The 19,086-nt window shown below is 67.3% G+C and carries 19 protein-coding genes, 5 tRNA genes and 2 rRNA genes; 12 read left to right on the top strand and 14 right to left on the bottom strand.

Annotated elements, in window-relative coordinates:
• The 5 genes from H531_RS13665 to H531_RS0110680 form a co-directional block, all read right to left on the bottom strand.
• A partial coding sequence (locus H531_RS13665) for a GTP-binding protein (protein WP_156860495.1) occupies positions 1 to 395 on the bottom strand: 395 nt, incomplete at its 3' end.
• Between the two features lie 66 nt (positions 396 to 461).
• Positions 462 to 537, bottom strand: a tRNA-Thr gene (locus H531_RS0110665).
• A gap of 3 nt (positions 538 to 540) precedes the next feature.
• Positions 541 to 616: transfer RNA gene (locus H531_RS0110670), tRNA-Gly, on the bottom strand.
• 26 nt (positions 617 to 642) lie between these two features.
• Positions 643 to 728, bottom strand: a tRNA-Tyr gene (locus H531_RS0110675).
• A 10-nt stretch (positions 729 to 738) separates the two neighbouring features.
• Positions 739 to 814 (bottom strand) — tRNA-Thr (locus tag H531_RS0110680).
• Positions 815 to 884: 70 nt separating this feature from the next.
• Between H531_RS0110680 and H531_RS0110685 the strand changes: the two genes are divergently transcribed.
• Positions 885 to 2,180, top strand: coding sequence for an MBL fold metallo-hydrolase (locus H531_RS0110685; RefSeq protein WP_022799330.1), 1,296 nt, complete (start codon positions 885 to 887; stop codon positions 2,178 to 2,180).
• Here the strand turns inward: H531_RS0110685 and metF are convergent.
• The gene (gene metF, locus H531_RS0110690) at positions 2,177 to 3,055 is read right to left on the bottom strand and encodes a methylenetetrahydrofolate reductase [NAD(P)H] (RefSeq protein ID WP_022799331.1); all 879 of its coding nucleotides are present in this window, start codon (positions 3,053 to 3,055) and stop codon (positions 2,177 to 2,179) included. The genes H531_RS0110685 and metF overlap by 4 nt on opposite strands.
• Before the next feature lie 56 nt (positions 3,056 to 3,111).
• On the opposite strand from metF, the gene H531_RS0110695 reads away from it, so the two are divergent.
• The 3 genes from H531_RS0110695 to H531_RS0110705 are packed head-to-tail and all read left to right on the top strand — an operon-like array spanning position 3,112 to position 5,107.
• Positions 3,112 to 3,702, top strand: coding sequence for a nicotinamidase (locus tag H531_RS0110695; protein ID WP_022799332.1), 591 nt, complete (start codon positions 3,112 to 3,114; stop codon positions 3,700 to 3,702).
• Positions 3,703 to 3,720: 18 nt separating this feature from the next.
• A complete protein-coding gene (locus tag H531_RS0110700) occupies positions 3,721 to 4,314 on the top strand; it encodes a hypothetical protein (protein ID WP_022799333.1) in 594 nt (197 codons plus the stop codon).
• Positions 4,304 to 5,107, top strand: a complete 804-nt coding sequence (locus H531_RS0110705) for a histidinol-phosphatase HisJ family protein (RefSeq protein WP_022799334.1) — start codon at positions 4,304 to 4,306, stop codon at positions 5,105 to 5,107. Before H531_RS0110700 ends, H531_RS0110705 begins: the two co-directional genes overlap by 11 nt.
• Here the strand turns inward: H531_RS0110705 and H531_RS0110710 are convergent.
• The 4 genes from H531_RS0110710 to crcB are packed head-to-tail and all read right to left on the bottom strand — an operon-like array spanning position 5,083 to position 6,732.
• The gene (locus H531_RS0110710) at positions 5,083 to 5,352 is read right to left on the bottom strand and encodes a hypothetical protein (RefSeq protein WP_022799335.1); all 270 of its coding nucleotides are present in this window, start codon (positions 5,350 to 5,352) and stop codon (positions 5,083 to 5,085) included. The genes H531_RS0110705 and H531_RS0110710 overlap by 25 nt on opposite strands.
• Positions 5,353 to 5,377: 25 nt before the next feature.
• Positions 5,378 to 5,980: a sulfite oxidase-like oxidoreductase gene (locus H531_RS0110715; protein ID WP_022799336.1), complete on the bottom strand. Its 603-nt coding sequence runs from the start codon at positions 5,978 to 5,980 to the stop codon at positions 5,378 to 5,380.
• 48 nt (positions 5,981 to 6,028) lie between these two features.
• Positions 6,029 to 6,358 carry a DUF190 domain-containing protein gene (locus H531_RS0110720; protein WP_022799337.1) on the bottom strand — a complete coding sequence of 110 codons (330 nt, stop codon included), beginning with the start codon at positions 6,356 to 6,358 and terminating at the stop codon, positions 6,029 to 6,031.
• The gene (gene crcB / locus H531_RS0110725; protein WP_022799338.1) at positions 6,355 to 6,732 is read right to left on the bottom strand and encodes a fluoride efflux transporter CrcB; all 378 of its coding nucleotides are present in this window, start codon (positions 6,730 to 6,732) and stop codon (positions 6,355 to 6,357) included. Before crcB ends, H531_RS0110720 begins: the two co-directional genes overlap by 4 nt.
• Positions 6,733 to 6,779: 47 nt before the next feature.
• On the opposite strand from crcB, the gene ribH reads away from it, so the two are divergent.
• Positions 6,780 to 7,256, top strand: coding sequence for a 6,7-dimethyl-8-ribityllumazine synthase (gene ribH, locus H531_RS0110730; protein WP_022799339.1), 477 nt, complete (start codon positions 6,780 to 6,782; stop codon positions 7,254 to 7,256).
• Here the strand turns inward: ribH and H531_RS0110735 are convergent.
• Positions 7,240 to 7,644, bottom strand: a complete 405-nt coding sequence (locus tag H531_RS0110735; RefSeq protein ID WP_022799340.1) for a DUF4395 domain-containing protein — start codon at positions 7,642 to 7,644, stop codon at positions 7,240 to 7,242. The two genes, ribH and H531_RS0110735, sit on opposite strands and share 17 nt — an antisense overlap.
• A 70-nt stretch (positions 7,645 to 7,714) precedes the next feature.
• Between H531_RS0110735 and H531_RS0110740 the strand changes: the two genes are divergently transcribed.
• From H531_RS0110740 to H531_RS0110770, 7 genes are read left to right on the top strand one after another with little or no spacing between them, the layout of a single operon-like run.
• On the top strand, positions 7,715 to 8,440 hold the full coding sequence (locus H531_RS0110740; RefSeq protein ID WP_022799341.1) for a purine nucleoside phosphorylase YfiH/LACC1 family protein: 726 nt from the start codon (positions 7,715 to 7,717) through the stop codon (positions 8,438 to 8,440).
• Positions 8,441 to 8,475: 35 nt separating this feature from the next.
• The gene (locus H531_RS0110745) at positions 8,476 to 8,958 is read left to right on the top strand and encodes a YqeG family HAD IIIA-type phosphatase (RefSeq protein ID WP_022799342.1); all 483 of its coding nucleotides are present in this window, start codon (positions 8,476 to 8,478) and stop codon (positions 8,956 to 8,958) included.
• The gene (gene pilB / locus H531_RS0110750) at positions 8,955 to 11,621 is read left to right on the top strand and encodes a type IV pilus assembly ATPase PilB (protein WP_022799343.1); all 2,667 of its coding nucleotides are present in this window, start codon (positions 8,955 to 8,957) and stop codon (positions 11,619 to 11,621) included. The genes H531_RS0110745 and pilB overlap by 4 nt, the downstream gene beginning before the upstream one ends.
• 11 nt (positions 11,622 to 11,632) lie before the next feature.
• Complete coding sequence (locus tag H531_RS0110755; protein WP_022799344.1) at positions 11,633 to 12,718, top strand: type IV pilus twitching motility protein PilT; 1,086 nt, start codon at positions 11,633 to 11,635, stop codon at positions 12,716 to 12,718.
• A 12-nt stretch (positions 12,719 to 12,730) separates the two neighbouring features.
• Positions 12,731 to 14,140: an Asp-tRNA(Asn)/Glu-tRNA(Gln) amidotransferase subunit GatB gene (gene gatB / locus H531_RS0110760; RefSeq protein ID WP_022799345.1), complete on the top strand. Its 1,410-nt coding sequence runs from the start codon at positions 12,731 to 12,733 to the stop codon at positions 14,138 to 14,140.
• Between the two features lie 5 nt (positions 14,141 to 14,145).
• Positions 14,146 to 15,147, top strand: a complete 1,002-nt coding sequence (gene purM / locus H531_RS0110765; RefSeq protein WP_022799346.1) for a phosphoribosylformylglycinamidine cyclo-ligase — start codon at positions 14,146 to 14,148, stop codon at positions 15,145 to 15,147.
• Entirely contained in the window at positions 15,144 to 15,773 is a 630-nt protein-coding gene (locus H531_RS0110770; protein ID WP_022799347.1) for a histidine phosphatase family protein, read from the top strand. The genes purM and H531_RS0110770 overlap by 4 nt, the downstream gene beginning before the upstream one ends.
• Before the next feature lie 35 nt (positions 15,774 to 15,808).
• Here H531_RS0110770 and H531_RS0110775 read toward each other — a convergent pair.
• The 3 genes from H531_RS0110775 to H531_RS0110785 form a co-directional block, all read right to left on the bottom strand.
• A tRNA-Gly gene (locus H531_RS0110775) sits at positions 15,809 to 15,884 on the bottom strand.
• 10 nt (positions 15,885 to 15,894) lie between these two features.
• Positions 15,895 to 16,011: ribosomal RNA gene (gene rrf, locus H531_RS0110780) — 5S ribosomal RNA — on the bottom strand.
• Between the two features lie 81 nt (positions 16,012 to 16,092).
• Positions 16,093 to 18,972, bottom strand: a 23S ribosomal RNA gene (locus tag H531_RS0110785).
• Between the last annotated feature and the right edge of the window lie 114 nt (positions 18,973 to 19,086).

Below are 19,086 nucleotides of genomic sequence, written 5' to 3' on the forward strand. Positions count from 1 at the left end.
ATGTACGGCACCCCCACCTGACGGGCCAACAAAATGTGCTCCCGCGTCTGCGGCATCGGACCATCCGCCGCCGACACCACCAAAATCGCCCCGTCCATCTGCGCCGCACCCGTGATCATGTTCTTGATGTAGTCCGCGTGACCCGGGCAGTCCACGTGCGAATAGTGCCGCTTCGCCGTCTCGTACTCCACATGCGCCGTGTTGATCGTAATCCCACGGGCCCGCTCCTCCGGCGCCTTGTCAATGTCCCCGTAGTCCTTCACCTCCACATTCGGGTTCTCCGCCGCCGCCACAAAGGTCAAAGCCGCCGTCAACGTCGTCTTCCCGTGGTCCACGTGCCCAATCGTCCCCACGTTCACGTGAGGCTTCGTCCGTACAAACTCGCCCTTCGCCATGGTCCCTCCTCTTTTCGGCACACAAAGCCTGCCCCGGGGGCCAGAAGCCCAGGGCAGACAAAAAGATGGAGCTCGCGGCCGGGCTCGAACCGGCGACCTCACCCTTACCAAGGGTGTGCTCTACCTGCTGAGCTACGCGAGCTCGTGGAGCGGGAGACGGGACTCGAACCCGCGACCCTCGGCTTGGGAAGCCGATGCTCTACCAACTGAGCTACTCCCGCGCGGGGTGTGCTTTCGGCACACCGGATGGTGGGCAGGGCTGGATTCGAACCAGCGTAGGCGTGCGCCAACGGTTTTACAGACCGTCCCCTTTGGCCGCTCGGGCACCTGCCCTCGCCGCTTTTGGAGCCACCCAGGGGAGTTGAACCCCCAACCCCCCGATTACAAGTCGGGTGCTCTACCGGTTGAGCTAGGGTGGCAGGACGGGGGATAGGACCCTGTCCGAGGGACTAGGCTAACACAACGGGGTGAAAGTGTCAAGATAAGGGCATGCGCATCGTACCTTTTGGCGCGGCCCGGGAGGTGACGGGAAGCTGCCACCTCCTCCTGGCGGAGGGGCAGCGGGTCCTCCTGGACTGCGGGATGTTCCAGGGCCGGGAGGAGGCCAAGAACCACGGACCCTTCGGCTTCAACCCCAAGGAAGTGGACGCCGTGGTCCTGACCCACGCCCACCTGGACCATGTGGGCAGGCTGCCCAAGCTCTTCCGCGAAGGGTACCGGGGGCCCGTGTACGCCACCTGGGCCACCGGCCTCCTCATGCGCCTGATCCTCGAGGACGCCCTCAAGGTCATGGAGGAGCCCTTCTTCGGGGCAGAGGACGTGGAGGAAGCCCTAAACCACCTCAGGCCCCTGGAGTACGGGGAGTGGCTCCGAATCGGGGAGCTTACCCTCACCCTGGGGCAGGCGGGCCACCTCCCGGGAAGCGCCTTCCTGGTGGTCCAGGGAGAGGGAAAGACCCTGGTCTATAGCGGGGACCTGGGCAACCGGGAAAAGGAGGTCCTCCCCAATCCCTCCCCTCCCCCCAAGGCCGACCTGGTCCTCGCGGAAGGGACCTACGGCGACCGGCCCCACCGCCCTTACCGGGAAACGGTGGCGGAGTTTCTGGCCATCCTGGGGGAAACTCTGGCTCGGGGCGGCAAGGTCTTCATCCCCTCCTTCGCCGTGGAAAGGGCCCAGGAGATCCTCTACGTCCTCTATACCCACGGCCACCGCCTGCCTCAGGCCCCCATCGTCTTGGACTCCCCCCTGGCCGAAAGGGTCCTTTCCCTCTACCCAAGCCTGGTGCGCTACTTCAGCGGGGAGGTGCAGGCCCACTTCCTGGCGGGCCGGAACCCCTTCCGGCCCAAGAACCTCGAGGTGACGGAAACCGTGGAGGCCTCCAAGGCTCTGAACCACGCCCCCGGCCCCATGGTGGTCATCGCGGGGAGCGGGATGCTCACGGGGGGGCGGATCCTCCACCACCTGAAGCACGGCCTCGCCGACCCCAAAAACGCCCTGGTCTTCGTGGGCTACCAACCGGGAGGAGGGCTCGGAGCGACCATCATCGCCCGGCCCCCCGCCGTGCGGATCCTGGGGGAGGAGGTACCTTTGCGGGCCAGCGTCCACACCCTGGGCGGCTTCTCCGGGCACGCAGGGCAGGACGAGCTCTTGGACTGGCTCCAGGGCCAGCCCCGGGTGATCCTGGTCCACGGGGAGGAGGAAAAGCTATTGGAGCTGGGCAAGCTCCTCGCCCTACGGGGGCAGGAGGTGGGCCTGGCGCGCCTGGGGGAGGGCGTGGGGGTTTAGGCCGGTTTAAAGCCCAGGCGCTCCAAAACCATACGGGTGGCGGGGCTTCGGTTTAGGGTGTAGAAGTGCACCCCCTCCACCCCGGCCTCCAGGAGCTCGGCCACCTGGCGGGTGGCGTGTTCCACCCCGATCTCCAGGATGGCCTCGGGGTCGTCCTGGTGGCGCTCCAGCCTGGAGAGAAGAGGCCCCGGGATGCTGGCCCCGCAGACCTCGGTGAAGCGGCGGAGCTGCGGGTAGCTGGTGATGGGCATGATGCCGGGGAGGATGGGGATGGCGATCCCCAGGCGCCGTGCCCGCTCCAGGAAGCCGAAGTAGTGGGCGTTGTGGAAAAAGAGCTGGGTGATGGCGAAGTCCAGGCCCGCCTCCACCTTGGCCTTGAAGTGGCGGAGGTCGGCCTCGAGGCTCCCGCTCTCCGGGTGCCCCTCGGGGTAGGCCGCCCCGCCCACGGAGAGGGCTTCCCCGTAGCGCTCCCGGATCAGGGCCACGAGCTCCGAGGCGTACCGGAACCCCTCGGGGTGGGGCCGGAAGACCCGCTCCCCCCTCGGCGGATCGCCCCGCAGGGCGAGGACGTTCTCCACCCCGCTGGCCACGAAGCGCCCAAGGACCTTGGCCACCTCTTCCCGCCTCTGCCCGGCCACGGTGAGGTGGGCCAGGGGGGTGAGCCCCAGGTCCAGGATGCGCCGGGCCCAGGCCACGCTCCTTTCCCGGGTGCTCCCCATGGCCCCGTAGGTGATGGAGACGAAGGCGGGGCGGAAGGCCTTCAGCTCCTCCATGGTGCGGAAAAGGGCCTCCTCCCCCTCGGGCGTCTTGGGGGGGAAGAACTCAAAGGAGAACAGGGGCCCCCGGCGGGCACGGAGGAGGTCCCGTATTTTCATGCGAACGAGTGTAGGCCCTGGGCCGCCGGGGGTCAAGGCCGAGGCATAATGAAGGCATGGTGGAGGTTCCCGAAATCCCCAAGGAGGCAGGCGTGACGCTTCCCGCCAAGGAAACGGCCCTCCTCGTGGTGGACATGCAGAACGACTTCGCCCATCCTGAAGGCGCCCTCTTCGTCCCCGACGCCCCCAAGACCATTCCGGTCATCCAGGGCCTTCTGGAGAAGGCCCGGGCGCGGGGGGCCAGGGTGGTCTTCACCCAGGATTGGCACCGGGAGGACGACCCGGAGTTCAAGATCTGGCCCCGGCACGCGGTGGCGGGCACCTGGGGGGCGGAGATCGTGGAGGCGCTTAAGCCTAGGCCCCAAGAGCTCGTCATCCAGAAGGTGCGCTACGACGCTTTCTACGGCACCTCCCTGGACCATTACCTCCGCCTCTTCGGGGTGAAGCACGTGGTGGTCACGGGGACGGTGGCCAACATCTGCGTGCTCCACACCGCGGGCTCGGCGGCCTTACGCTGGTACCAGGTGGTCCTCCCCGAGGACGCTACAAGCGCCCTCACCCCCTTTGACCTGCAGGCCGCCCTCCGCCAGGTGACCTTCCTTTACCAGGGCAAGGTCACCCGGGCCGAAGGGGTGGACTTTGCCTGAAGGCCCGCACCTCCCGCCGTGGTAGTCCCCCTGGAGAAGGCCGAGGGACAGGGGGAGCTTTCCCTCCTCCAAAAGGCCCTGGCCCTTGGCCTGCCCGTGGCCCCCACGTGGGCGGTGGCCCTCGAGGCGGAGTTCTTTCGCCTCAACAACCTGGAAGAGCGCATCCAAAACCTCTTCCGGGGGGTCTTCGGGGTGCGGATTGACGAGGAGCGCCTTCTCCTGGCGGCGGAGGAAGCCAGGCGGGCGGTGCGGGAGAGCTACCTCCTCCCCGAGCGGGCAGAGGCCTTCCTGAGGACCCTGGAGGGCAGGGGGCCCTTCCTCCTGCGCTACGCGGGGGAGGGCGCCTCGAAGCGGGCCGCCAACCCCCAGGAGGCCCTCTTCGCCCTGAAGCGCCTTTATGAGGCGCGCTTCCAGGTAGAGGCCATCCTGGAGCGTTACCCAAAGCTCATCCCCCCCTTCGTCCCGGTCCTGGTGCAGGAGGTGGACCCAAAAGAGGCGCTCCAGGAGGACCCCTTCCTCTCCCTGGACCTCTCCCGGGCCCTGGGCCGGGAGGTGGTGGTCTACGCCGCCAAGGGACAGGTGGTGCGGATAGAATCCCCCCATGGTGGATAGCCACGTTCACACCCCCCTCTGCGGGCACGCCGAGGGGAGCCCGGAGGCCTATCTCCTCCAGGCGCGAAAGCGGGGGCTAAGGGGGGTGGTCTTCACCGACCACGCCCCCATGCCCTCCTGGTACGACCCGGAAAGCCGGATGCGGCTTGCCGAGCTTCCCTTCTACGTTCTGGCCCTGGAGCGGGTGCGGGAGAAGCACCCCGACCTCTACGTGGGGATCGGCCTCGAGGCCGACCACCACCCGGGAACGGAGGCCTTCGTGGCGGAGGTCCTGCGGCGCTACCCCTGGGACTACGTGATCGGGAGCGTCCACTACCTTTGGGCTTGGCCCCTGGACCACCCGGACCACCAGGAGGAGTACCGCTTTCGGGACCTAAAGGAGGTCTTCCGCGCCTACTTCGCCGAGGTGGAGCAGGCGGCCCGTAGCGGCCTCTTTCACGCCATCGGCCACCTGGACCTGCCCAAGAAGTTCGGCCACCGCCTGCCCGAGGAGGCCCTCTTGGAGCTGGCCGAGCCTGCTCTTCGGGCCATCGCCGAGGGGGGGCTTTTTTTGGACGTGAACACCGCCGGGCTCAGGAAGCCCATCGGGGAGGTCTACCCCGCCCCCGCCCTCCTCCGGAGGGCCCGGGAGCTTGGCATCGGCCTCGTCCTGGGCTCCGACGCCCACCGCCCCGAGGAGGTGGGCTTCGCCTTTCCCGAAACCCAGGCCCTCCTCGTCGCCTTGGGCTTCCAGGAGGCCCACTATTTCCGCGAGGGCAGGCCCGTGGCCTACTCCCTGTCCAGGGCCTCGTAGACCTGGTCCCGCCTTGCCCCCAAGGGGAGGTCCTCCCGGCGCCCCCCGGCGGCCTCATAGGCCTGCACCGCCCTCAGGAGGCGCAAAAAGGCCTCGGCGCAGGGGTCGGGGGCTGGGGCCTCGTACTCCATGAAGGTCACCCGCTCGTACTCCTCCCGGTACTCCGCCTCCTCCCGTTCCACGCAGGCCTCGTAGGCCTTTAGGGCCTCGTCCACCTCGAGGCGGGCGCGCTCCAGGGCCGGCATAGCCACCTCCTTAAGTTTTAGTATATCAGGTTTTTTTACTCCTAAACCTCAAGCTGGCGGCGGGGATGGGGCCCTCCTGGAAGCGCTCCTCCCGCCAGGGATCCCCCCGCCAGTGGTACCCCAGCCGCTCCCAGAAGCCGAGCTCCAGGTGGTCCAAAAGGGTGATGGCCCGCACCCACTTGGCGCTCTTCCAGGCGTAGAGGTGGGGGACGAGGAGGCGCACCGGGCCGCCCCTCTCCCGGGGGAGGGGCTGGCCGAAGAGGGTGTGGGCCAGGAGGACGTCCTCCCTAAGGAGGTCCTCCAGGAGGAGGTTGGTGGTGTAGCCGCCGTAGCTCTCCACCAGGGCGGCCACCGCTTCGGGCCTGGGACGGGCCCGCTCCAGGAGGTCCCGCACCCTCACCCCCCGCCAGGCCACGTCCAGGCGGCTCCAGCGGGTCACGCAGTGGAAGTCCCGGGTGAGGTCCACCTGGGGCAGGGCGAGGAGGTCCTCGTAGGTGAGGGTCAGGGACTCCTCTACCAGGCCCGCCAGGGTGAAGCGCCACGCCTCCGGGGAAACCTCCGGCTCCTCCCCGTAGGTGAGGATGGGGAAGCGCTCGGTGAGGATCTGGCCGGGGGGCACCCTGTCCATACCCCCAGGTTAGGCCAAGGCCCCCCGGGGAAAAGGGGGCTAGGGCACCTAGCCCCGGTAGCGGATCACCTCCACCCTTTCCAGGGTCACCAGGCCCTCCCGCACCATCCCGTCCAGGACCGGGAGGAAGTCCCGGATCCGCTCCTCCTCGTCCACGATCTCCACCATGACGGGCAGGTCCTCCGAGAGCTGGAGGATCTTGGCGGTGTGGATGCGGGAGTGGGCCCCGTAGCCCATAAAGCCCTTGAACACCGTGGCCCCGGCGAGGCCGCGTTTCCTGGCCTCGAGGACGATGGCCTCGTAGAGGGGCCGCCCCCCGTAGCGGTCGGACTCCCCGATGAAGATGCGCAAGAGCTTGGCCTCTCCCTCCAACCTCATGCCCCCAGGATACCCCCGAGGCGGTAGCCGAGGTAGACCAGGAGAAGGCCCAAAACCAGGCTACCCAGGGCGTAGGCCAGGGCCTTCAGGGGCTCCCCGTCCTGGAGGAAGGCGAGGGTCTCGTAGCTCAGGCTGGAGAAGGTGGTGAACCCTCCCAAAACCCCTACCCCCAGGAAGAGCCGGGCCTCCCCGGAAAGGGCCCCCTCCAGGGAAAGCCGCACCACGGCGCCGATGAGGAAGCTCCCCAGGGCGTTCACCAGGAGGGTGCTCCAGGGAAAGCCTGGGCCCAAGTGCCCCTGCACCCAGGCCCCCAGGCCGTAGCGAAGGGCGGAGCCCAAGGCCCCGCCCAAGGCCACCAGGAGGTAGCGCTCCACCCCCGTAGTCTAAGGCCGCCGGGAGCCCCAGCCGGTATAGTGGGGCCATGCAGGGCAAGAACCTCTCCCCCATCCTCACCGCCAAGGGGGTGCGGCTCGCCGTGGCCGTGGCCCGCTTCAACGAGCGCGTGACCAAGGCCCTCCTGGAGGGGGCCCTCGAGGCCTACGCCCGCCTGGGAGGGGAGCCCCGGGAGGTCCTGGTGGCCTGGGTGCCCGGCTCCTTTGAGCTTCCCCTGGTGGCCAAGCGCCTGGCCAGCCGCCCCGACGTGGACGCGGTGGTGGCCCTGGGAGCGGTGATCCGGGGGGAAACCCCCCACTTTGAGTACGTGGCCGCCCAGGCGGCAAGCGGCCTCATGCAGGCCATGCTCCAAACGGAGAAGCCCATCGTCTTCGGGGTCCTCACCACCAACAGCCTCGAGGAGGCCCTGGAGCGCTCCGGGGGCAAGGCGGGGAACAAGGGGGCCGAGGCGGTGCTCACCGCCTTGGAGGTGGTCAAGCTCCTCGAGGCTATCGGCCGCCCATGAGGGCCCGGGCGTAGCGCAGGTGGAGGTAAAGGAAGCAGCCCAGGCAAAAGCCGAAGGCCAGGTTGACGAAGGCGAGGAGGGCCACCAGGAGGGCAAGGCCGTAGCCCAGGGCCTTAAGGCCTAGGAGCAGGGCGAGGCTGGCGAGCCCAAGGAAAAGCGCTCCCAGGCTGCGGGCAAAGCGGTGGGGCCGGGGGTCCTCCTCCACCGCCCGGGGCGGGATCCGCAGGAGGCGCTTTAGGGCCGCCATCAGGTCCCAAGGGGTGTGCTGGCTCGCCATGAGGAGGAAGAGGAGGTAGACGAGCCCGGGCCGGTCCAAAAGGGCCCCCAAGGGGAGGAGGGCCACCAGCAGAACCTGGTTGAAGCGGATCTGGTTCCGGTCGGTCCGCATGGGCCCAGTATACATATGAGCCCATGAAGCTCATGGGTAAAGGGCACAATCCCTGTGGCAGAATGGTCCCGTGGTCCCCCTGCTCCTCACCCCCCTGCCCGTGCCCCACGGCTTCACCACCCGGGTGGGCGGGGTTTCCCAGGGCCCCTTTTGGAGCCTCAACCTCTCCGCCGCCACCGGGGACGATCCCAAAAGGGTGGCGGAGAACCAGCGTCGGGTCCTGGCCGCCTTCGGCCACCCCCCTGTGGCCGGCCTCCGGCAGGTGCACGGCACGGAGGTGCACCTCGTGGAGGGCCCCGGGGTATGGGAGGGGGACGGCCTCCTCACCCGCACCCCCGGCCTCCTCCTCCGGGTGGGGGTGGCGGACTGCTACCCCCTTCTCCTCTACCATCCCGGGGGACTGGTGGGGGCGTTGCACGCGGGCTGGCGGGGGGTGGTAGGCGGGATCCTCCTTAAAGCCCTCGCCCTCCTGGAAAGGATAGGCCTGGACCCGCAGGAGGCCCACCTTGCCCTCGGCCCAGGGATCGGGGGATGCTGCTACCAGGTGGGGGAGGAGGTGGCCCTCCGCTTCGCCGAGGCGGGGCTTTTCACCTTCCGGGAGGACCCTGGGTCCCCGGGGAGGTACCTCCTGGACCTGGAGAAGGCCCTCCTCCTCCAGGCGGAAAGGGCAGGGCTCCGGGAGGAGCGGATCTACCGGGTAGGGCTTTGCTCCCACTGCGCCCCTCACCTCTTCTCCCACCGCCGCGATGGGGGGAGGACGGGGCGGATGTGGGGGCTCGTCCTCCTCCCCGGTTAAGCGCCCGTTCACCCCGCCCGTGGCACAATGAGGCCATGCTCTTTCCCCGGGCGGTCCTGCCCTCCCTCCTCCACCTCACCCCGGAGTGGCTTCGGGCGCGGGGCCTCAAGGGGGTGATCCTGGACCTGGACAACACCCTCCTGCCCTACGGGGAGGAGGACCTCTCCCCTGCCTACCGGGCCTGGCTCCTTGAGCTTAGGCGGGAAGCGCCCATCTACCTTCTCTCCAACGCCCTCCCCGAGCGCTTTGCCCGCCTCCAGGAGAGGCTTGGGCTTCCCGGCCACGCCCCTGCCCTTAAGCCCTGGCTGGGGTTTGGCAAGGCCCTGCGGACCCTAGGCCTTCCCCCCAGGGAGGTGGCGGTGGTGGGGGACCAGGTCTTCACCGACGTCCTGGGGGGGAACCTGGTGGGGGCCTACACCGTCTTGGTACCTCCCCTAAAGGAGCGGGAGTTCTTTTACACGCGTTTCATACGGATGCTGGAGACTCCCTTTAGAAGGCCTCGAGGGGGTTCGGCATGAGCGTGCTCACCATCGGCGACAAGCGGCTTGGGGCCATCCTCTTGGATGCCGGGCTCCTCACCGACGAGGAGCTGCAGATGGCCCTGGAAAGGCACCGGGAGGTGGGAGGCTCCTTGGCGGAGGTCCTCGTGGACATGGGGCTCCTTTCCGAAAAGCGCATCGCCCAGGCCATAGAGGACCACTTCGGCATCCCCCTGGTGGAGCTCCACGCCCTGGAGATCCCTCCTAAGGTCAAAGCCCTCCTGCCCGCGGAAAAGGCCAAGGAGCTCCAGGCCCTTCCCTTTGCCTTGGACGAGGAGGCCGGGGTGGTCCGGGTGGCCTTTGTGAACCCCCTGGACACCCTGGCCCTGGAGGAGGTGGAGGACCTCACCGGCCTGGTGGTGGAGCCCTACCAGGCCACCAAAAGCGCTTTCCTCTACGCCCTGGCCAGGAACTTTCCCGAGCTCGGCCTGCCCCTGCCCTCCTCCCCTCCGGGCCCGGGCGGACCGGAGCTGAAGCTGGGGGAGCTTCTGGTAAGCCGGGGCCTGGTGGACCGGACCACCCTGGAGGAGGCCCTGGCGGAGCAGGAGCGCACCGGGGACCTCTTGGGAAGGATCCTGGTGCGCAAGGGGCTGCCCGAGGAGAAGCTTTACGAGGCCCTGGCAGAACAGAAGGGCCTGGAGTTCCTCCCCTCCACGGAGGGCCTCCTTCCCGACCCCGCGGCTACCGCCCTCCTCCTGCGCGGGGACGCCCTGAAGTACAGCGCGGTGCCCGTGGCCCTGAAGGAGGGAAAGGTGGAGGTGGTGCTCGCCGACCCGAGGCACATGGGCGCCGTGGAGGAGCTTCTGGGCCGCCCCGCCCGCTTTTTCCTCACGCTCCCCAAGGCCTGGGAGGACCTCTTCCACCGGGCCTACCCGGAAAAGGGCCGCCTGGGGGAGGTCCTGGTACAGGAGGGCCGCCTCTCCCGCGAGAACCTCAGGGAGGCCCTCGAGGTGCAAAAACGCCTGCCCAAGGCCAAGCCCCTGGGGGAGATCCTGGTGGAGCTGGGCCTGGCCCGCCCCGAGGACGTGGAGGAGGCCCTAAAGAAGCAGCGGCAGGGCGGGGGGCGGCTGGAGGACACCCTGGTCCAGTCGGGGAAGCTCAAGCCCGAGGCCCTGGCCCAGGCGGTGGCCGCCCAGATGGGCTACCCCTACCTCAACCCCGAGGAGCACCCGCCGGACCCCAGCGCCGCCCTCCTCCTCCCCGAGGACCTTTGCCGCCGCTACGGGATCTTCCCCCACCGCCTGGAGGGCCGGACCCTGGTCCTCCTCATGAAGGACCCCCGGAACATCCTGGCCCTGGACGATGTGCGCCTGGCCCTTAAGCGGAAGGGCCTCGCCTACGAGGTGGCCCCGGCCGTGGCCACCGAGGCCGCCATCACCAAGCTCATTGAGCGCTTCTACGGCAAGGAGGAGCTGGGGGAGCTGGCCAAGGAGCTCTCCAAAGGCTACCAGGAAGAGGAAGCCGCCGTCACCGAGCTGGACGAAAGCGCCGCCCAAAAGTTCGTCCGGCAGGTGATCCGGGAGGCCTACCTGCAAGAAGCCTCGGACATCCACGTGGAGCCCCGCCAGAGCGATGTCCTGGTGCGCCTAAGGATTGACGGCACCCTGCGCCAGTACACCACCCTGCCCAAGGGGGCCCTGAACCCTGTGATCAGCGTCATCAAGATCCTGGGCGGGCTCAACATCGCCGAGAAGCGCCTCCCCCAGGACGGCCGGGTGCGCTACCGGGAAGGGGCCATTGACCTGGACCTCCGCCTCTCCACCCTGCCCACGGTCTACGGGGAGAAGGCGGTGATGCGCCTCCTGAAGAAGGCCGCCGACATCCCGGAGATTGAGGGCTTAGGCTTCGCCCCCGGGGTCTTTGAGCGCTTCCAGGAGGTGATCTCCAAGCCCTATGGCATCTTCCTCATCACCGGGCCCACAGGGTCGGGCAAGAGCTTCACCACCTTCTCCATCCTGAAGCGCATCGCCACCCCGGACAAGAACACCCAGACCATCGAGGACCCGGTGGAGTACGAGATCCCCGGGATCAACCAGACCCAGGTGAACCCCCAGGCCGGGCTCACCTTCGCCCGGGCCCTTAGGGCCTTCCTCCGGCAGGACCCGGACATCATCATGGTGGGGGAGATCCGGGATTCCGAGACGGCCAAGATCGCCACCGAGGCCGCCCTCACCGGGCACCTGGTCATCGCCACCCTTCACACCAACGATGCGGCCCAGGCCATCACCCGCCTGGACGAGATGGGGGTGGAGCTCTTCAACATCTCCGCGGCCCTGATCGGGGTTCTGTCCCAGAGGCTCGTGCGGAAGATCTGCGACCACTGCAAGGTGGAGGTCAAGCCCGACCTCGAGGCCCTGAGGCGCCTGGGCCTCTCGGAGGCGGAGATCCGGGAGACAAAGCTCTACAAGGGCATGGGGTGCGAGCGGTGCGGGGGCACGGGATACCGGGGCCGCTACGCCATCCACGAGCTTTTGGTGGTGGACGACGAGATCCGCCATGCCATCGTGGCGGGCAAGTCGGCCACGGAGATCAAGGAGATCGCCCGCAGGAAGGGGATGAAGACCCTGCGGGAGGACGGCATCCAGAAGGCCTTGCAAGGGATCACCACCCTCGAGGAGGTTCTGGCGAGGACGATTGAGTAAGGGAGGACAGCATGGCCAAGATTCCAGACATCGTGGACCTTTTAAGCCTGGCGGCGGAACGGGGGGCGAGCGACCTGGTGATCACCGTGGGGCTTCCCCCCATGCTGAAGATCGACGGGGAGTTCCACCCCACGGAGTACGAACCCCTCTCCCCCAAGGACACCCGGAGCCTGATGTATGCCCTCATGGACGAGAAGCAGCAGCGGATCTTTGAGGAGGAAAAGGAGCTGGACTTCTCCTTTAGCCTCCCCGGCAAGGGGCGCTACCGGGTGAACGTTTTCCTACAACGGGGGAGCGTGGGCGGAGTGCTCCGGGTGGTGCCGGCTACGGTCAAGAGCTTTGAGGAGCTCGGCCTCCCCAAGGCCATCGCCGAGATCGCCCTAAGCCCCCGGGGCCTCGTCCTGGTTACGGGGCCCACAGGGTCCGGCAAGAGCACCACCTTGGCCTCCATGATCGACTACATCAACGAGCGCAGGCCCGTGCACATCGTGACCATTGAGGACCCTATAGAGTTCTTCCACAAGCACAAGAAGGCCATCGTCAACCAAAGGGAGATCGGCTCCGACACCCACGGCTTCCACAAGGCCCTCCGCAGCGTTTTGCGCCAGGCTCCGGACGTGATCCTGGTGGGGGAGATGCGGGACTACGAGACCATCGCCGCCGCCATCACCGCCGCGGAAACGGGCCACCTGGTCATGGGCACCCTCCACACCAACTCCGCCCCCGAGACGGTGGACCGCATCGTGGACGTCTTCCCAGAAAACCAGCAGGAGCAGGTGCGGGTGCAGCTTTCCAACAACCTGGTGGCGGTCCTTACCCAGCAGCTCCTCCCCAAGGCCTTCGGGGGCGGAAGGGTCTTAGCCTACGAGCTCATGATCGCCACCCCGGCGGTTAGGGCCCTCATCCGGGAGGGGAAGAGCCACCAGCTCCGCTCGGTCATCCAGACCGGGGGGCAGTACGGGATGATCACCATGGACGCCTGCCTCGCCGACCTCTACAAGCGCAAGCTCATCACCTACGAGATGGGCCTCGCGAGGGCGGTGGACCCCAAGGAGTTCATGCGCCTGGCCGGGGCGGAGGAAAGGCCCGCCCGCTAGTACACTGGTCCCATGTTTGAGGCGGTCATCGGCCTCGAGGTCCACCTGCACCTCAAGACCCGCACCAAGATGTTCTGCGGCTGCCCGGCGGACCCCTTCGGGGCTCCCCCCAACGCCCACGTCTGCCCCGTCTGCCTGGGCCTGCCCGGGGCCCTGCCCGTACCCAACCGGAAGGCGGTGGAGTACGGCCTCAGGCTCGCCCTGGCCCTGGGAGCGGAGGTGCCGGACAGGCTCGTCTTTCACCGCAAGAACTACTTCTACCCCGACCTGCCCAAGAACTACCAGATCAGCCAGTACGACCTCCCCTTGGGCCGGGGAGGGGCCCTGCCCCTGGAGGGGCGCCAGGTGCGCATCCGGCGCCTCCACCTGGAGGAGGATGCGGGAAAGAGCCTCCACCTGGAGGGCAGGACCCTCCTGGACCTGAACCGGGCGGGTAGCCCCCTCATTGAGCTCGTCACCGAGCCCGACCTCAGGACCCCGGAAGAGGCGAGGCTTTTCCTCCAGCGCATCCAGGCCCTGGTCCAGACCCTGGGGATTTCCGACGCAAGCCCCGAGGAGGGCAAGCTCCGGGCCGACGTCAACATCTCCCTCCGCCGTCCGGGAGAGCCTTTGGGCACCAAGGTGGAGGTCAAGAACCTGAACTCCTTCAAGGGTGTCCAGCGGGCCCTGGAGTACGAGATCCGCCGCCAGACGGAGCTCCTAAGGCGAGGGGAGCGGGTGAAGCAGGCCACCCTGGGCTTTGAAGAGGGGAGCGGCAAGACCTACCCCATGCGCACCAAGGAGGAGGAGGCGGACTACCGCTACTTCCCCGAGCCCGACCTGCCCCCGGTGCCCGTCCCCCGGGCCTGGCTTGCGGAGGTGCGAGCGGGCCTCCCGGAACTCCCCTGGGCGAAGGAGGAGCGCTACCGGGCCCTGGGCATCAAGGAAAAAGACGCCGAGGCCCTGGCCTACGCCCCGGCCCTTTCCCGCTTCCTGGACCAGGCCCTCTCCTTCGGCCTCGCCTCCCCCCAGGCCCTGGCCAACTGGCTCCTCGTGGACCTCGTGGGGCTCTTGAACGAGCGGGGGCTCGCCCTGGAGGCCACCCGCCTCACCCCCCTGGCCTTCGCCCGCCTGGTGGCCCTTTTTGAGCGGGGGGAGATCACGAGCCGGGTAGCCAAGGGGCTTTTGCCCGAGCTCCTGGAGGGCCAGGACCCCGAGGCCCTGGTGCGGGCGCGGGGGCTTGGGGTGGTGGCCGACGAGGAGGCCCTGAGGAGGCTGGTGGAGGAGGTTATCGCCGCCATGCCCGAGGCCGCAGAAAGCGTGCGCCAGGGAAAGATCAAGGCCCTGGACGCCCTTTTGGGCCAGGTGATGCGCAAGACCCAAGGCCAGGCCCGGCCCGACCTGGTGCGCCGCCTTCTGCGGGAAGCCCTTGGGGTAGGATAGGGCGGATGCGCTACGAGGAGGCAGGGGTCAACCCGGAGGCCAAGGCCCTGGCCCTCAAGCGGGCCCGGGCCCAGGTGGAGGCCACCTACACCCCGGAGGTGCTGAGGGGTCTGGGCGCCTTCGGCGGGCTCTTTGATGCCGGGGCCCTCAAGGGGATGCGCCACCCCGTCCTGGTGGCCACCACCGATGGGGTGGGCACCAAGGTCCTCCTCGCCCTCGAGGCGGGGGACGTTTCGGGCCTGGGCTTTGACCTGGTGAACCATTCGGTGAACGACCTCCTTTGCCAGGGAGCGAGGCCCCTTTTCTTCCTGGACTACCTGGCGGCAAGCCGCCTGAAGGAGGAGGTCCTCTTCCCCCTCCTCACTTCCCTGGCCGAGGCCTGCCGGGCCCTCGGGATCCCCCTTCTGGGGGGAGAGACCGCAGAGATGCCCGGGGTCTACCTCGAGGGGGCCTGGGACCTGGCCGGGACCATGGTGGGGGTGGTGGAGCGGGAGGAGATCCTGGGCCCAGAGAGGGTGCAGGAGTGCGACCTCCTCCTCGCCCTCCCCGCCTCCGGGCCCCACACCAACGGCTACTCCCTGATCCGAAAGGTGGTGGCGGGAATGGACCTTTCCGCCTTCGTCCCTGAGCTGGGGACCACCCTTAAAGAGGCCCTGCTCCGCCCCCACCAGGGCTACCTGGCGGAGTTTCTCCGCCTCAAGGAGGCAGGGGTGGAGGTCCACGCCATCGCCCACATCACCGGGGGGGGCCTGCCCGAGAACCTCCCTCGAGCCCTCCCTCAGGGCCTCGGAGCGGAGGTGCAAAGGGGCACCTGGCCCGTGCCCCCTGTCTTCCCCTACCTACAGCGCCTGGGGGGGATCCCGGAAGCGGAGATGTTCCGTGTCTTCAACATGGGCCTAGGGCTCCTCCTGATCCTCCCAGAAGAGGAGGCCCGAAGGGCGCAAGGCCTGGTGGGGGGCTTCCTCGTGGGCCGGGTGGTCCGCGGGTCCGGCGTCTACCTCCTATGAAGGAACTCTGGCTGGTCCGCCACGGAGAGACGGAATGGAACGCCCAGAGGCGCTACCAAGGCCATCTGGACGTTCCCCTTTCCCCGGTGGGCATCGGCCAGGCCTTCCGCCTGGCCCAGCGCCTGGCCAAAAGCCGCCTGGCCTTTGACGGACTCTACGCCTCCGACCTCCGCCGGGCACGGGAAACCGCGGAGCCCTTGGCCACCGTCCTAGGGCTACCCCTCCACACCACCCCGCTCCTCCGGGAGATTGACGTGGGGGCCTTAGCTGGGCTCAGCCGGGAGGAAGCGGAGGCCCGCTACCCCGAGTTTCTGCAAAACGCCCTAAAGGACCCCTGGAACACCCCCCGCCCTGGCGGGGAGAGCATGGCTGACCTAGCCCGACGCCTCCAGACCTTCCTGGACCGGCTGCCTACAGGCCGCCACCTCCTCGTTACCCATGGGGGGATCATCCGCGCCGCCCTCAAGCTGGCCTTGGAGCTGGAAAGGGAGGCCTGGCGGCGCTTCCACATCCCCAACACCTCCATCACCCGGATCCTCTTCCCGGAACGAGAGGTCCTGACCGTCTCCGACGTCGCCCACCTGGAAACCTGGACCGACTGGCTCTCCGACGAGAGCCTGAAATAAAAGCCTAACCCCCCTCCTGGGGAGGGGGGTTGAGTTGGAGCGGGAGACGGGACTTGAACCCGCGACCCCGACCTTGGCAAGGTCGTGCTCTACCGACTGAGCTACTCCCGCAAGGGAAAATCCCCCGCACCGACCTACTCTCCCAGGACCCTGCGGTCCCAGTACCATCGGCGCTGGCGCGTTTCACTTCCGTGTTCGGAATGGGAACGGGTGGGTCCACGCCGCTATGGGCACGGGGGATTCTTGTGTTTTGCTTTTCAAAGGTCCCGCACCGCCTCGGGGGGCGGGGGATCCTGCTGGGGTGGGGATCAGTGCGGAGAGGGTCAAGACCTCGGACGATTGGGACCGGTCGGCTCAACGCCTCGCGGCGCTTACACCCCCGGCCCATCCACCGGGTCGTCTTCCCGGGTCCTTACCGGCTTTACACCGTGGGAGGCCTCATCTTGGGGCGGGTTTCCCGCTTAGATGCTTTCAGCGGTTATCCCTTCCGCACATGGCTACCCAGCGTATGCCCCTGGAGGGACAGCTGGGAAACCAGAGGTGCGTCCCTTCCGGTCCTCTCGTACTAGGAAGAGCTCCCCTCAAGCCTCCTGCGCCCGTGGCGGATAGAGACCGAACTGTCTCACGACGTTCTGAACCCAGCTCGCGTGCCGCTTTAATGGGCGAACAGCCCAACCCTTGGGACCTTCTTCAGCCCCAGGATGCGACGAGCCGACATCGAGGTGCCAAACCTCCCCGCCGCTGTGGACGCTCGGGGGAGATCAGCCTGTTATCCCCGGGGTAACTTTTATCCGTTGATCGATGGCCCTTCCACACGGGACCACCGGTTCACTAGGCCCGGCTTTCGCCCCTGCTCGGCTTGCAGGCCTCACAGTCAGGCCCCCTTCTACCCTTGCGCTCTCCGGCGGATTTCCGTCCCGCCTGAGGGGACCTTTGGGCGCCTCCGTTACCCTTTAGGAGGCGACCACCCCAGTCAAACTGCCCGCCAAGCGCTGTCCCCAATCCCTTGGGTTAGGCCCCCAGCCGCGCCAGGGTGGTATTTCACCGGCGCCTCCACCGCCCCCGAAAGGGCGGCTTCACAGGCTCCCACCTATCCTACGCAGGCGCGACCAAAGGCCAACACCAGGCTGCAGTAAAGCTCCACGGGGTCTTTTCGTCCTGCCACGGGTAGGCCGCATCTTCACGGCCAGTTCAATTTCACCGGGTCCCTCGCCGAGACAGCGCTCCGGTCGTTACGCTTTTCGTGCAGGTCGGAACTTACCCGACAAGGAATTTCGCTACCTTAGGACCGTTATAGTTACGGCCGCCGTTCACCGGGGCTTCGGTTCAGGGCTTGCACCCCTCCCCTTGACCTTCCGGCACCGGGCAAGCGTCGCTCCCTATACCTCCCCTTACGGGTTCGCAGAGAGCTGTGTTTTTGGTAAACAGTCGCCAGAGCCTGTTCACTGCGGCTCCCCTCGCGGGGAGCACCCCTTCTCCCGAAGTTACGGGGCCAACTTGCAGAGTTCCTTGGCGAGGGTTCTCCCGCGCGCCTTGGTGCACTTGCACCCGCCCACCTGTGTCGGTTTGCGGTACGGGTTCCCGCAGGTTGTGCTTAGAGGCTTTTCTCGGCTCCCTGGCTTCGGGGGGTTGTCACCCTCACGGGCTTCCCCACCACGCAGAGCTTTTGGGGGGCGGATTTGCCTACCCCCCACCCTGCGCTTCTGGCCGGGCACGTCCATGGCTCCGGTCCCCCTAGCCTAGAGCGTCCCCCCATCGCACCTGCGGGAAGGGCCGGAATATTAACCGGCTGTCCTTCGGCTACGCCTTTCGGCCTCACCTTAGGTCCCGCCTAACCCTACGCTGACGACCATGGCGTAGGAACCCTTGGGCTTACGGCGACAGGGATTCTCACCCTGTTTATCGTTACTCATGCCGGCATTCGCACTTCCCTTGCCTCCAGCCGCCCTCGCGGACGACCTTCGTCGGCATGGGGAACGCTCCCCTACCGCCTGGGGGTTGCCCCCCAGACCCGCAGCTTCGGCGCTGGGCTTGAGCCCCGATCATTTTCGGCGCAGCGCCACTCGACCAGTGAGCTATTACGCACTCTTTAAAGGATGGCTGCTTCTAAGCCAACCTCCTGGCTGTCTTCGCGGCACCACATCCTTTCCCACTTAGCCCAGACTTGGGGGCCTTAGCTGGCGGTCTCGGTTGTTCCCGCGCTCGGACGCGGACGTTATCGCTCGCGCCCTCACTCCCAGGCTCCACCTGGGGCCCTTCGGAGTTTGACAGGGTTTGGTAGGCTGGTGGGCCCCCTAGCCCTATCAGTGCTCTACAGGCCCCAGTCAGCACCTGAGGCTGACCCTAAAGTCATTTCGGGGAGAACCAGCTATCTCCGGGCTCGGTTAGCTTTTCACTCCTAACCCCAGCTCATCCGAGGGGTTTGCATTCCCCACCGGTTCGGGCCTCCACTGGGTTTCACCCCAGCTTCACCCTGGCCAGGGCTAGCTCGCCCGGTTTCGGGTCCACGGCCGCGGACTAGACGCCCTGTTCGGACTTGGTTTCCCTACGCCTCCGCCTAAACGGCTTAAGCTCGCCCACGACCGTGAGTCGCCGGCTCATGCTTCAATAGGCACGCCGCAACCCCACAAAGGGGCCGCGACTGCTTGTAAGCCCACGGTTTCAGGCTCTGTTTCACTCCCCTCCCGGGGTTCTTTTCACCTTTCCCTCACGGTACTGGTGCACTATCGGTCACCCGGAGTACTTAGCCTTGGGCGGTGGTCCGCCCAGATTCCCCCAGGGCTCCACGAACCCCAGGGTACTCGGGTACCCTCGCCTATCCCTCCACCTTTCGCCTACGGGGCTTTCACCCTCTCTGGCGCTGCTTCCCAACAGCTTCGGCTAGGCTTGGGATTCGGCATTTGAGGGCCCCACAACCCCGCCCGGACAAGCCAGGCGGTTTGGGCTCGTCCCCTTTCGCTCGCCGCTACTCAGGGAGTCGATGTCTCTTTCCTCTCCTCTGGGTACTGAGATGTTTCAGTTCCCCAGGTTCCCCCCGCCCCAAAGGGCGGTGACCCGTGTTCCCACGGGCCGGGTTCCCCCATTCGGACATCCAGGGATCCACGCCCGCTACCGGCTCCCCCTGGCTTATCGCAGGTAGCCACGTCCTTCCTCGGCTCGGGGGCCTAGGCATCCACCGTGGGCCCTTAGCATCTTGACCCTCAAAAGACCACGTCCCACGTGGCCTTCCATCTCCACCCCAGCTTTCAAGATCCCCCGCCGCCCACCAGGCAGCGCAAAGAAAAATCTACCAGACCCACACAAACGTGTCAAG

This window comes from Thermus islandicus DSM 21543 (assembly GCF_000421625.1).
Lineage (GTDB): Bacteria > Deinococcota > Deinococci > Deinococcales > Thermaceae > Thermus > Thermus islandicus.